The sequence below is a fragment of the Streptomyces sp. NBC_00239 genome (genome assembly GCF_036194065.1).
In the GTDB taxonomy this organism is placed as follows: domain Bacteria; phylum Actinomycetota; class Actinomycetes; order Streptomycetales; family Streptomycetaceae; genus Streptomyces.
Map to the genome: position 1 here is coordinate 6,616,292 of NZ_CP108095.1, position 13,120 is coordinate 6,629,411.

Annotated in this window: 10 protein-coding genes; 4 read left to right on the forward strand and 6 right to left on the reverse strand. The window is 74.6% G+C overall.

What is annotated here, in order from left to right; all coding sequences use genetic code 11:
* Positions 1 to 22 precede the first annotated feature (22 nt).
* Both OG764_RS29120 and OG764_RS29125 read right to left on the reverse strand, forming a co-directional pair.
* Positions 23 to 400, reverse strand: coding sequence for a DUF962 domain-containing protein (locus OG764_RS29120; RefSeq protein ID WP_328971391.1), 378 nt, complete (start codon positions 398 to 400; stop codon positions 23 to 25).
* Positions 401 to 413: 13 nt separating this feature from the next.
* On the reverse strand, positions 414 to 1,445 hold the full coding sequence (locus OG764_RS29125) for a M15 family metallopeptidase (RefSeq protein ID WP_328971392.1): 1,032 nt from the start codon (positions 1,443 to 1,445) through the stop codon (positions 414 to 416).
* A gap of 23 nt (positions 1,446 to 1,468) precedes the next feature.
* Here OG764_RS29125 and OG764_RS29130 point away from each other — a divergent pair, with 23 nt between their 5' ends.
* On the forward strand, positions 1,469 to 1,984 hold the full coding sequence (locus OG764_RS29130) for an NUDIX domain-containing protein (RefSeq protein ID WP_328971393.1): 516 nt from the start codon (positions 1,469 to 1,471) through the stop codon (positions 1,982 to 1,984).
* 47 nt (positions 1,985 to 2,031) lie between these two features.
* On the opposite strand, the gene OG764_RS29135 is transcribed toward OG764_RS29130, so the two are convergent.
* The gene (locus OG764_RS29135; protein ID WP_328971394.1) at positions 2,032 to 4,374 is read right to left on the reverse strand and encodes a glycoside hydrolase family 31 protein; all 2,343 of its coding nucleotides are present in this window, start codon (positions 4,372 to 4,374) and stop codon (positions 2,032 to 2,034) included.
* A 208-nt stretch (positions 4,375 to 4,582) separates the two neighbouring features.
* On the opposite strand from OG764_RS29135, the gene OG764_RS29140 reads away from it, so the two are divergent.
* On the forward strand, positions 4,583 to 6,565 hold the full coding sequence (locus OG764_RS29140; RefSeq protein WP_328971395.1) for an acetoacetate--CoA ligase: 1,983 nt from the start codon (positions 4,583 to 4,585) through the stop codon (positions 6,563 to 6,565).
* Between the two features lie 177 nt (positions 6,566 to 6,742).
* Here the strand turns inward: OG764_RS29140 and OG764_RS29145 are convergent, their stop codons facing one another.
* Entirely contained in the window at positions 6,743 to 8,062 is a 1,320-nt protein-coding gene (locus OG764_RS29145) for an aminotransferase class I/II-fold pyridoxal phosphate-dependent enzyme (protein ID WP_443056081.1), read from the reverse strand.
* Positions 8,063 to 8,072: 10 nt separating this feature from the next.
* On the opposite strand from OG764_RS29145, the gene OG764_RS29150 reads away from it, so the two are divergent.
* Together OG764_RS29150 and OG764_RS29155 are read left to right on the forward strand one after the other, a co-directional pair.
* Positions 8,073 to 9,614, forward strand: coding sequence for an MFS transporter (locus OG764_RS29150; protein ID WP_443056082.1), 1,542 nt, complete (start codon positions 8,073 to 8,075; stop codon positions 9,612 to 9,614).
* 34 nt (positions 9,615 to 9,648) lie between these two features.
* Positions 9,649 to 10,536: a hypothetical protein gene (locus OG764_RS29155; protein ID WP_328971398.1), complete on the forward strand. Its 888-nt coding sequence runs from the start codon at positions 9,649 to 9,651 to the stop codon at positions 10,534 to 10,536.
* A gap of 146 nt (positions 10,537 to 10,682) precedes the next feature.
* Here OG764_RS29155 and ptsP read toward each other — a convergent pair whose 3' ends face one another.
* Together ptsP and OG764_RS29165 are read right to left on the reverse strand one after the other, a co-directional pair.
* Positions 10,683 to 12,353 (reverse strand): phosphoenolpyruvate--protein phosphotransferase, encoded by a 1,671-nt coding sequence (gene ptsP, locus OG764_RS29160; protein WP_328971399.1) that lies wholly within the window; start codon positions 12,351 to 12,353, stop codon positions 10,683 to 10,685.
* Positions 12,354 to 12,432: 79 nt separating this feature from the next.
* The gene (locus tag OG764_RS29165; protein WP_328971400.1) at positions 12,433 to 12,879 is read right to left on the reverse strand and encodes a PTS sugar transporter subunit IIA; all 447 of its coding nucleotides are present in this window, start codon (positions 12,877 to 12,879) and stop codon (positions 12,433 to 12,435) included.
* Positions 12,880 to 13,120: the final 241 nt, after the last annotated feature.

Here is a 13,120-nt window from a genome sequence, read left to right on the forward strand (position 1 = left end):
CCTCATGCAATCTGACGGAACGTCAGAAGTCTGCCACGGGGCGGTCGTTCTCGGCGAGCCACTTGGCGGCGGTCTCGGCCAGCTCCGCGTCCCGACCCGCCAGCATCATCCGGATCATCCGCGCGTCCCCGCGCAGCGACCACGCGGGGTGGCCGAAGGTCGCCGGGTTGTTCCCCTCGATGAAGAGGTGCGCGGGCCAGGCCGTCCCGTAGCCGATCAGCGGCAGCGCGAGCGCGTACCGCCGGCGCCCGCGCGCCAGCCCGTACGCGGTCACCGCGAGCCCGGTCAGGGTGCCCGCCAGGTGCACCCAGCGGGTCGCGGCCCGCGCGTGCATCGCGACGTAGTACGGCCAGAATTCCTCGAACGATCCGAAAGTCCGCTCAGCGGTCTGCTCAGTCATGAACCCACGGTATTCACCACCCGGCCGACCGGACCCCGACCGGAAGGTCGAAATACGTCTGCGGATACGCCTCGGGCTTCAGCGTGAAGTGCCACCACTCCTCGGGGAGGTTCACGAATCCCTGCGCCCCCAGCGCCCGGCGCAGCAGCTCCCGGTGCGCCCGCTGCGCACCGCCGGTGCCCGGGGCGTCGGTGTGCGCCGCCGGATCGAAGCAGTCGAAGCCCGTCCCCATGTCCACCGACGCGCCCTCGCCCCGCAGCCCCGGCTCCACGGCACACGGCCCCGCACCCGAGCCGGCCTCGGAGCCGCCGGACCCGTAGCCACCTGATGGGGAGTCACCGGACCGGGACCCGCCCGGCGGATGGCCGTCGGCTCCTGAGCCGCCCGGACGGGCCCGGCCCGCCAGCCGCACCAGCGTCACGTCGACCGTGCTGCCCCGGCTGTGCCCCGACCGCCGCGCGATGTACCCCCGCGCGAACAGCTCCGACTTGGGCACCCGCGGATGGAACCCCGCCCGCACCGCCGGATCCTCCGGCTCCGCCGCCCAGCGCACGAACCGGTCGACCGCCCGTTGCGGCCGGTAGCAGTCGTACACCAGCAGCGAGTACCCCTGCCGCAGCAACGCCCGCTGCGCCCGCCGCAGCGCCAGCGCCGCCGGCCGGGCCAGCAGGCACACCGGCTCCTCGTACCCGTCCACCCGCCGCCCGGTGAAGTTCCGTTCCCCGGCGTACCGCATGTCCCGCAGCACGGTCGGATCCACCGCCCGCAGATCCACGAACGGCGAACCGCCGCCGGCCCCCGGCGCCGACTCCCGCGAGCCCCCGACGGGCCGGGCGCCCCGTACGCCCCGTACGACCGGCCCACGGGGCCCGTACGGCACGACCCGCACGGGAGCCGCGCCCCCTACGGGCCGGGCGACCTCTACGGGCCGGGCGACCCCTACGGGCCGGGCGACCCCTGCGGGCGCCACGGGCGGCGCCGGCCCGGCGGCGACCAGTGCGGCGGCGATCACGACGGCGGCGACGACAACGACCGGCATTCTCATGGCCCTTGCTCTACCATCGCGGAGTGTCAGCACCCCTGAAGGACTCGCACTGCTCCAGCTGCGGAGCCCCCTACGCCACCTCCCAGTGGCCGCGCGCCTGCGCCACCTGCGGCGCCGTCGCCTACCGCAACCCGCTCCCGGTGGCCATCGCCCTCCTCCCCGTCGAAGACGCGCACGGCACCGGCCTCGCCGTGATCACCCGCACCATCGAGCCGGGCCTCGGCGGCATCGCCCTGCCCGGCGGGTTCATCGACCACGGCGAGGACTGGCGGGACGCGGTCGTCCGCGAACTCCGCGAGGAGACCGGCATCGAGGCCCCCGCCGCCGACGTCACCCTCGCCGACGCCCTCAGCGCCCCGTCCGGCCACCTGCTCGTCCTCGGCCTGCTCCCGGCCCGCCCGGCCGCCGCGCTCCCGCCCTCGGCGCCGACCGACGAGACCACCGGCTGGCACGTCCTGCGCGCCCCCGCCGAGCTGGCCTTCCCGCTCCACACCCGCGCGGCCGCCTCCTGGTTCGCCGGCCACTACCCCACCCCCTGAGCGATCCCGCAAGAGCCGGCCGCCATCCCCCGGAGCCGTCCCTCCGCCTACACCCCCCGCAGCCGCACCGGCAGGTCCACCGGCAGCCCGTCCTCCCGTTCCACCTCCACCTGCCCGTCCCGCCACCGCGTCACGAACCGCTCCACCGAAGCCTGCTCCCAACCGTCGCCCGGGTCGCGCACCAGCAGCCCGCCGCCGGCCCGGCCCAGCGCCGGCGCCCACACCTCCAGTTCCAGCCCGCCGTCCGCCGCGCGCACCGGAACCACCGCGCCCGCCCGCGCCAGCACCGGGATCCGCCCCGGCGGTGCGTCCATCAGCACCTGCCCCGGCCCCTCGTACGCGGTCCCGGTCGCCGTGTCGTACCAGCGGCCGCGCGGTAGCCGCACCGCCCGCCGGTCCGCCCCGCACTCCAGCACGGGGGCCACCAGCAGCGCGTCCCCGAGCAGGAACGCGTCCTCGCAGTCCCGCAGCGCCCGGTCGGTCGGAGTCCGCCACCACACCGGCCGTACGTACGGCGCCCCGGTCCGCCGCGCCAGCTGCGCCAGCGTCACGAAGTACGGGTGCAGCCGCTGCCGGTCCGCCAGCACCGACCGCGCGTGCTCCAGCACCTCGGGCCCGAACTCCCACGGTTCCCGCCGGCCCGCCCAGATCGCGGAATGCGTACGGAACAGCGGCAGGTACGCGCCCAGCTGGAACCAGCGCAGGTACAGCTCGGGGGAGGGCGTGCCCGTGAAGCCCCCCACGTCCGGACCGGAATACGGAATGCCGCACAGTCCCAGCCCGAGGACCAGCGCCAGCGAGGCGCGCAGCCCCGGCCAGCTGCTCTCCACGTCCCCCGACCAGGTACCCCCGTACCGCTGCAGACCCGCCCACCCCGACCGGGAGAACAGGAACGGCCGCTCCGCCGGGCGCAGCCGCACCAGCCCCTCGTACCCGGCGCGCGCCATCGCCAGCCCGTACACGTTGTGCGCCGAGCGGTGGTCCCCGGTGCTGCCGTCCAGCGCGTGCTGCGCCGACCGAGGCAGCGTCGCATCGCCGAACGGCGCGAAGGACACCGGCTCGTTCATGTCGTGCCACACCCCGGCGAAACCCTGCGCGAGCCGCTCCGCGTACAGGTCGCCCCACCAGGCCCGCACCGGCGGGTGCGTGAAGTCCGGATAGACGCACGGCCCCGGCCACACCTCGCCCCGCACCTCCCGGCCCCGCGCGTCCCGTACGAAGGCACCCGCCGCGCGCCCCGACTCGTACAGCGCGTTCCCCGGCTCCGCCGGCACCGCCGGGTCCACGATCGACACCAGCCGCACCCCCTGCTCGCGCAGCTCCGCCGCCAGCGCCGGCAGCGCCGGGAACCGCTCCCGGTCCACCGAGAACACCCGGTGCCCGTCGTAGTGGTCGATGTCCAGGTGCAGCGCGGCCAGCGGCAGCCCGTGCGACCGGTAGCCCTCGACCACCCGCCGCACCTCCCGCTCGCTGCCGAACCCCCAGCGCGCGTGCTGGTGCCCCAGCGCCCACGACGGCGGCACCGCCGCCCCGCCGGTGAGCGCCGCCCAGCCCTGGAGCACCCGCGCCGGGGTGCCCACCAGCACCCACGTCCGCAGCGGGCCGCCGTCCATCCGCAGCTCGCAGCTGCCCGGCCGGTCCTGGCCCGAGCCGGCCCCCTCCTCGCCCTCGCGCAGCGTCACCCGCCCGTCCCACGTGTTGTCGTGGAAGACGAGGTGCGTCCCGGCGTCCGCCACCACCAGCTGCACCGGCATCGTGATGTACAGCGGATCGGTGCCCGGCGCGAAACCGCCCTTCGGGTCGGTGTTCCACAGCCGGTATGCGCCGTCCCGCAGCCGCGGCCCCGCCGCCCGCCCGCCCAGCCCGAAGAACCGGGCGTCCGGCGCGACCTCCGACCGCTGCACCCAGCGCGCCCCGCCGACCCCCGACACCGGCTCCCACCAGCGCGGCGGCAGCTCCCGGCGGAGCACCGCGCCCCCCGGGGTGCGCACCTCCACCGCCCCGTTGCGCGACACGGAGACCGTGACCCGCTCCGACACCACCCGCCAGCCGCCGCCGGTGTCCGGCTCCAGCAGCGTCCGCGCGTCCGGCTCGGGCGCCGCCCCGGCCAGCCCGTACGACGGGGTGGGGCAGGCCCCGTCCCAGCCCCAGAACACCGCGCCGCCCGCCGCGACCAGCACCCGCAGCTCGGAGCGCGCGAACCGCAGCACCCCGCCGCCCGGCCGCGGATCGGCGCCGATCAGCGGCCCCGGCACCCGGGCCCGCTCCGCCCCGCGCGCGGGCAGCGCGGCCGCGTCGGCGCGCCGGTGGCGCCAGGCCGCGCGCCAGGCGCGCAACCCGCGCGCCGATCCGAGTTCTTGCACCGCACGCAGGAGATCACGACCGTCCATGACGATCACCCTGCCAGCCGCACCCTGGCCGGGGAGGGGCGTTCAACTGTCGTTCACCCACATTCGGACCGCTTCCGCCTGTGGTTGATGACTCTGGTGCGGAAGACGATCACATGGCATCGTCCCTGTGAGCCTCCGCGTGCCACCCACCGCGCGGTGGCACCGTACGCACACGAAGCGCAGAGCCGCACACCCCGGGAGCCGACCCATGACTTCAGCCACTCCGCAGCCCTTGTGGTCGCCGGGACCCGAGCGGATCGCCGCCGCCGCGGTCACCCGCTTCCAGGAGTGGGCGGCAGAACGGCACGGCGCCCCCGCCGACGGCGGGTACCCCGCGCTGCACCGCTGGTCCGTCGACGAGCTGGACACCTTCTGGCAGGCCGTCGCCGACTGGTTCGACGTCCGCTTCGACACCCCGTACGAGGAAGTGCTCGGCGACCGCTCGATGCCGGGCGCCCGCTGGTTCCCCGGCGCCACCCTCAACTACGCCGAGCACGCCCTGCGCGCCGCCGAGGACCCGGCCCGGGCCGGCGAACCCGCCCTGCTGTGCGTGGACGAGACCCACGAGCCGGTGCCCGTCACCTGGGCCGAGCTCCGCCGCCAGGTCGGCTCGCTCGCCGCCGAACTGCGCGCCCTGGGCGTCCGCCCCGGCGACCGGGTCAGCGGCTACCTGCCCAACATCCCCGAGGCCGTCGTCGCCTTCCTCGCCACCGCGGCCGTCGGCGGGGTCTGGACCTCCTGCGCCCCCGACTTCGGCGCCCGCAGCGTCCTGGACCGCTTCCAGCAGGTCGAACCCGTGGTCCTGTTCACCGTCGACGGCTACCGCTACGGCGGCAAGCAGCACGACCGCACCGAAACCGTCGCCGAGCTGCGCGCCGAGCTGCCCACCCTGCGCGCCGTCGTCCACATCCCGCTGCTCGGCACCGAAGCCCCCGAGGGCACCCTCGCCTGGTCCGACCTGACGGCCGCCGCCACCGAGCCCGTCTTCGAGGCCGTCCCCTTCGAGCACCCGCTGTGGGTGCTCTACTCCTCCGGCACCACCGGCCTGCCCAAGGCCATCGTGCAGTCCCAGGGCGGCATCCTCCTCGAACACCTCAAGCAGCTCGGCCTGCACTGCGACCTGGGCCCCGAGGACCGCTTCTTCTGGTACACCTCCACCGGCTGGATGATGTGGAACTTCCTCGTCTCCGGCCTGCTCACCGGCACCACGGTCGTCCTGTACGACGGCAGCCCCGGCCACCCGGACACCGGCGCCCAGTGGCGCATCGCCGAGCGCACCGGCGCCACGCTGTACGGCACGTCCGCCGCCTACGTGATGGCCTGCCGCAAGGCCGGGGTGCACCCCGCCCGCGACTTCGACCTCTCCGCCGTGAAGTGCGTGGCCACCACCGGCTCCCCGCTGCCCCCGGACGGCTTCCGGTGGCTGCACGACGAGGTCGCCGAGGACCTGTGGATCGCCTCGGTCAGCGGCGGCACCGACGTGTGCAGCTGCTTCGCCGGCGCCGTCCCGACCCTGCCCGTGTACGTCGGCGAACTCCAGGCCGCCTGCCTCGGCACCGACCTCCAGGCCTGGGACCCGGCCGGCAAGCCCGTGACCGGCGAGGTCGGCGAACTCGTCGTCACCAACCCGATGCCGTCCATGCCGATCCACTTCTGGAACGACCCCGACGGCAGCCGCTACCGCGACAGCTACTTCGAGATGTTCCCCGGCGTGTGGCGCCACGGCGACTGGATCACGATCACCGACCACGGCTCCGTGACCATCCACGGCCGCTCCGACTCCACCCTCAACCGCCAGGGCGTCCGGATGGGCTCCGCCGACATCTACGAGGCCGTCGAACGCCTCCCGGAGATCAAGGAATCCCTCGTCATCGGCCTGGAAGAGCCGAACGGCGGCTACTGGATGCCGCTGTTCGTCCAGCTCGCCCCCGGCGCCACCCTGGACGAGACCCTCATCGGCCGCATCCGCCAGACCATCCGCGAGGAACTCTCCCCGCGCCACGTACCGGACGAGGTCGTCGAAGTCCCCGCCATCCCGCACACCCTGACCGGCAAGCGCCTCGAAGTCCCCGTGAAGCGCCTCCTCCAGGGCACCCCCCTCACCAAGGCCGTCAACCCGGGTTCGGTGGACGACGTCACCCTCCTCCACTTCTACGAATCCCTCGCCCGAACCCGCAACCAGACCACCTGACGACACCCGGCCCGGCACATCCGCCGGGCGGGCACCCGGCCGGGGCGGCCGATTCCAGCCCCGCCGGCGTTTGAGGCGCGGGTCCGGGCGGAGCCCGGTACCGGCGAAGCCGGGTCACCCCGGACCCCGCCCCGCCCCAAGCCCCCGCGCCCCAAACCCCCGGCAGGGACACACCCCTCAGCCCCCGTACATGGCCTCGGACTCGCCCAGCACCACCCCGAAGTCCGAGGCCAACCGCACCGCATCGGCCGCCCCCAGCCCCGCACTGGTGATCCGTACCGCCGGCTCCGCCCCGATCCGGAAGCGCTGCCCCGCCGCCACCCACCAGCCCCGCGTGCGCAGCCCGTTCACCACCGCCGACTCGTCCCGTACCGGCACCCACACATTGAGCCCGCTGGCGCCGTACGCGGCGATCCCGCACCGCCCGAGCGCCTCCACCACCGCCGTACGCCGCCCCGCATACGCCTCCTGCGCCTCCGCGACGAGGGCCCGCGCCGCCGCGTCGGCCATCACCCGTGCCACCGTCTCCTGCAGGATGTGGCTGACCCATCCGGACGTCAGCAGCATCCGCCCGTCGTGCCGGGCCAGCGTCGTCGGATCGCCCGCCAGCGCCGCCCACCGCAGGTCGATCCCCAGGTGCTTGGAGACCGTGCGCACGTGCGCCCAGCGCGCCAGCCCCCCGGTCGCCAGCGAATGCAGCGGCACCCCGGAGATGTCGGCATTGTGATCGTCCTCGATCACCAGCACCTCCGGGAACTCAGCCAGCACCGCGAGGAGTTCCGCCCGCCGCCCCGGCGTGAAACGGGCGCCCCGCGGACTCTGCCCCCGCGGACTGCACACCAGCGCCCGCGCCCCGGCGCGCAGCGCCCGCGCCAGCTCCGCGGGCCGCATCCCCTCGTCGTCCACCGCCACCGGTGCCATCCGCAGCCCCAGCGCGGGCACCAGGTCGAGCAGGTGGTGGAAGCCCGGGTCCTCCACGGCCACCGCGTCCCCCGGCTTCAGCTCCGCGGACAGCAGCCGCGCGATGCAGTCCAGCGCCCCGTGCGCGAAGGTCACCCCGGCGTCCGGAACCCCGTCGCGAGCGAACCAGGCCCGGGCCGCCTCCTCCAGCTGCGGCAGCCGCGGGCTGCCCCGGTACGAGCCGTGCACGGGGGAGACCTCGGCCGGGGGAGCGAGGACCGGCAGGAACGCCGGGTCCGGATAGCCGCCCGCGAGGTCCCGCACCCCCTCCGGCACCCGGGGCGGCCGCCGGGAACCGACCGCCGGCGCGTGCGCCACGACGGTTCCGCCCCGCCCCCGCGTCACCACGATCCCGCGGGACCGCAGCTCCTTGTACGCGGTCGCGACGGTGCCGGGGCTCACCCCCAGGTCGTCCGCCAGCCGCCGCACCGGAGGCAGCGCGGTGCCCGGCACCAGCCCGCCTTCGGCGACCCCGCGCTCGACGCACGCCGCAATCTCCCTGGCGGTCGTACCGGTGAAGGAATATTGTGTTGTCACGTACATGATTATGTATCAATACAATACTCACGTCAACGGGGGACCCGTGAGCATCGCAGAACGCAGAGCCGCACTCCACGCCCGCATCCCCGGAGGCCGCGACGGCCGCCGCATCCTGTGGATCTCGCTCGTCGACAAGACCGGCACCGGCCTGTGGGCCGGCGCCGCCGCCCTCTACTTCGTCACCGTCGCCGGCCTCGGCATCGCCGAAGTCGGCCTCCTCGTCGGCATCTCCGGCGCCGCCGGCATCGCGGGCGCCCCCCTCGGCGGCCGACTCGCCGACCGGTTCCCGCTCACCCGCCTGCTCGTCGCCCTCCAACTGCTGCGCTTCGTCTCCGCCCTGGCCCTCCTCACCACCCACCAGTTCTGGCCGCTGCTCGCCTACTCCGCCCTCGGCAGCCTCGGCGACCGCGCCGCCAACGTCCTCACCAAGCTGTACGCCGCCCGCATCAGCGGCCCCGACCGGGTCCGCTACCAGGCCATCAACCGCACCTCGATGAACATCGGCTACGCCATCGGCGGCCTCGCCGCCGCGGCGGCCCTCGGCATCGGCACCCCCGCCGCCTACCGCGCCCTCCTCCTCGGCGACGCCCTCTCCTTCCTCGCCATGGCCCTCCTCACCCTCCCCTGCGCCGAACCCCCTTCCCCCACCCGCACCTTCATCCCCGCCGGCCCCACCCCCAAGCCCGCGCCGTCCGCCCCCGCGAACCCCACCTCGACCGGCCCCATCCGCATCCCCAGCCCCGCCCCGCCCACCGCCGCGGACCCCGCCCCCGCCCCCAAGTCCGCGCCGCCTTCCGCCGTGGACCCCACTCCCACCACCAAGCCCGCTCCCGGCGCCACCACCAAGCTCGGCTCCGCCCCCGCCGCCAAGCCCGCCTCCGCCCCAGGGCCCGGTACCGCCTCCGCCGTACCGGCCGCGCCCCGCAACCCCTGGCGCGACCGCACCTACCTCCTCTTCAGCCTCACCGAAGCCGCCCTCTTCCTCGACGACGCGGTCTTCAAGGTCGGCATCCCGCTCTGGATCGTCCACGCCACCGAGGCCCCGCACGGCCTCGCCCCGCTGCTGATGGTCCTCAACAGCGTCCTCGTGGTCATCGGCCAGGTGCCGCTCGCCCGCTTCGGCGCCACCACGGACGCCGCCCGGCGCCTGCTGCGCCCGCTCGCCGCCGCCCACGCCCTCGGCTGCCTCGCCCTCGCCGCCTCCGCGTTCGGCGGCCCCTGGACCGCCACCGCCGCACTCTGCGGCTGCGCCGTCGCCCTCACCCTCGCGGAGATGCTCCACGCCACCGCGTCCTGGGAGCTGTCCCTCGCCCTCGCACCCGACCAGGCCCAGGGCGCCTACCTCGGCGTCCACGGCCTCGCCGCCTCCGTCCAGCGCAGCGCCGGCCCGCTCATCGCCACCGCCGCGGTCGCCGCCGGCCCGCTCGCCTGGGCCGCCATGGGCGCCGGCCTCGCCGCCACCTGCCGGGCCCAGGACCGCCTCGTACGCCGCGCGACCGCCGCCGCACCCCCGTTGTCAGTACCTGCGATTACGCTCAGTGAGCACTGAGAGCACAGCGTCCACCATGCCTCCGGGGGGAACCATGGCGCACACCGCACGCACCACACGCATCACCCGCTCCGCACACCTCAGGCGCACGCTGCGCCGCGAAGTGCCCGGCACCGTCGGTCTCCTCGCCGACCCCGCCGACTTCGCGGCCATGACCGCCTACCCGACCTTCCCCTTCGACGACCCCGCCGACCACGACGGCTACCTCCGCCTCATGCACGACCTGCTGAAGTCCCGCACGGCCCGAGGCGTCCACACCACCATCGCCCTGTTCGATCCCGAGGACTACCTCGACTTCTGCGAGGAGGACGCCCTCGACCCGGACAGCCCCACCGCCCGCACCCGCTTCACCGCCGCACTCTGCGCCACCGGCACCGCCGTCCCCTACGAGGGCCAGCCGATGGACACCCTCGTACCGCACCTCGTCGACGCGACCGTCCGCCAGGCCACCTGGGAGTACGCCACCCTGCTCCTCGCCGGCCTCGGCCCCTGCGCGGACTGCGGCGCCGACATCGGTCACAGCGCGTTCGAACGGGCCGGCCGCGTCCTGGAACGGCTGCTGGCCGGCGCCGGCCCCGGCGCCCTCCACCTGGTCGTCAGCGTCCCCGCGGAAGCGGAACAACTCGTCGCAGCCCTGCGCCCCGACGGCCCCGACCGGGACCGGACGGACTTCCTGACCGTGCTCGCCGCAGGCATCGGCCTCCAGCGCCCCGGCGGAGTGGTCCTGCGCCGCACCGCCGCCGGCGAACCCGACCGCCTGCACGGCTGGCGCCTGGACCGCGGCACCCTCCTGCCCATCTCCGCCGCCGAAGTCTTCAACGCGTACTGCACCGACGCCGACACCGGCGACCTGCTCCCACCGGAACCGGGCGTGGAGTACTGCCCCGGCTATCCGGTCGACGAAGGCGGCCCCCACCACTGAGCGAAGACGGACACGAAGCCTCCCCGATCCGGGCCGGCCGTCCACCGCGGGCACGGCCGAGGGGCCCCTCGCCACATCGGCGAAGGGCCCCTCGGGTCCGGGACCACCGGCGGTCGGCCGCAGCCGACCGCCGGTGGTCCCGGCTCTCACTCTCCGGACAGCACCGCCTGCGCGGCCACCCGCGCCTCCTCGGCGGTGTCCGCGGCACGCGCCGCCGCAGCCGCACGCTCGCACTGCGCGAGGGTGTGCTTCGCCAGCGTCGCGCGCACGTACGGGATCGACGCCGCGCCCATCGACAGGCTCGTCACGCCCAGACCCGTCAGGACACAGGCCAGCAGCGGGTCCGAGGCGGCCTCGCCGCAGACACCGCAGCTCTTGCCCTCGGCCCTGGCCGCATCCGCCGACATGGCGATCAGGTCGAGCAGCGCGGGCTGCCACGGGTCCTGCAGCCGCGACACCGCACCGACCTGCCGGTCCGCCGCGAAGGCGTACTGCGCCAGGTCGTTCGTGCCCAGCGACAGGAACTCGACCTCCTGCAGGATGGAACGGGCCCGCAGCGCGGCCGACGGGATCTCCACCATCGCGCCGAACTTCGCCCGCAGCCCGGCCGCCCGGCACGCGTCGGCGAAGGCCTTCGCGTCCGTACGGTCGGCCACCATCGGCGCCATGACCTCCAGGTACACCGGAAGTCCCTCGACCGCCTTGGCCAGCGCGGTCAGCTGGGTCCGCAGCACCTCGGGGTGGTCGAGCAGCGAGCGCAGACCACGGACACCGAGCGCCGGGTTGGGCTCGTCCGCCGGGGTCAGGAAGTCCAGCGGCTTGTCGGCGCCCGCATCGAGCACCCGCACCACCACACGCCCCTCGGGGAAGGCTTCCAGCACCTTGCGGTACGCCTCGACCTGCTTCTCCTCCGACGGCGCCTTGCTGCTGTCGTCCAGGAACAGGAACTCGGTACGGAACAGCCCCACGCCCTCGGCGCCCGCCTCGACCGCCGCCGGAACGTCCGCGGGCCCGCCGACGTTCGCCAGCAGCGGCACCTTGTGACCGTCCGAGGTGGCACCCGGGCCGGAGGACGCGGAGAGCGCCGCCTTCCGCTCGGCCGCCGCGGCCCGCAGCTCGGCCTTCTTCTCCTCGCTCGGATCCACGAAGATCTCACCCGTGCTGCCGTCGACGGCGACGACGGTCCCCTCGGAGATCTCGCCCGCACCTGGCAGCGCCACCACGGCCGGCACGCCCAGCGCCCGCGCGAGGATCGCACTGTGGCTGGTCGGCCCGCCTTCCTCGGTCACGAAACCGAGGACCAGCGCCGGGTCGAGCAGCGCGGTGTCGGCGGGCGCGAGGTCCCGCGCGATCAGCACGTACGGCTCGTCGCTGTCCGGCACGCCCGGCATCGGCACACCCAGCAGACGGGCCACGATCCGGTTGCGCACGTCGTCCAGGTCGGCCACCCGGCCGGCCATGTACTCACCGGCACCGGCGAGCAGTTCGCGGTAGGCGGCGAACGCGTCGTACACACCGCGCTCGGCCGTGCTGCCGACGGCGATGCGCCGGTCGACGTCCGCCATCAGCTCGGGGTCCTCGGCGATCATGGCCTGGGCCTCCAGCACGTGCTGGGCCTCGCCACCGGCCAGCTGGCCACGCGCGATCAGGTCGGCAGCGACAGCCTTCACGGCCTGACGGGCGCGCCCCTGCTCGCGCTCCGCCTCCTCCGCGGCGATCTGCTTGGCCGGCGGCTCCAGGACCGCCGTACCCATGTGCCGAACCTCGCCGATCGCCACACCGTGGCTCACGCCGACGCCTCGCAGCGTTGTCTCCATTTCACCGTCTCCGATTGTGCGGCGGTTGCGACGCCGCGATGGATGTCCGATCTCTCGCCGCGCGTACGGCGAAGGGCCGTCAGGCCCAGCTGAAAAGGGTGTCGCCGGCCTTGACGTCGCCCTCGACCAGGCCGGAGAGCGAATCAGCGGTGGCTTCGAGCGCCACGATCGGGCAAATGGGGGACTTGCCGGCCTCCTCGACGGCCTGCGGGTTCCAGCGGATCATCGCCTGGCCGCGCGTCACGGTGTCACCCTTGTTCACGAGGAGCTCGAAGCCCTCGCCGTTGAGCTGGACGGTGTCGATACCGAGGTGCGTGAGCACGCCGTGGCCGGCGCTGTCCACGACGACGTACGCGTGCGGGTGCAGGGAGACGACCACACCGTCGACGGGGGCCACCGCCTCCGAAGGCTCGCGAACGGGGTCGATGGCGGTACCCGGACCCACCATCGCGCCGGAGAACACCGGATCGGGCACTGCCGCGAGTCCGATGGCACGCCCGGCAAGAGGGGACGTCACGGTGGTCATGGATGGCCTCCCAGGGGGTGGGGCTTCGACGGGCCGCCGCCCTTGTCTGTCCTGGACGGCGTACTCGTGAGAAGGGTAAGTCATAGGAAGTCCCGGTTCCGCCCGATGTGTTCCGCTTCGGACGCGCCCCGGGGCACTAGTGGACTAGACCACATCTCACGAGGACTAGACCATACGCCTGAATCGATTTGCCCGCGCACCACCGTCCATGTACTGTCGTAAGTCCTGCCTGACCGGACAC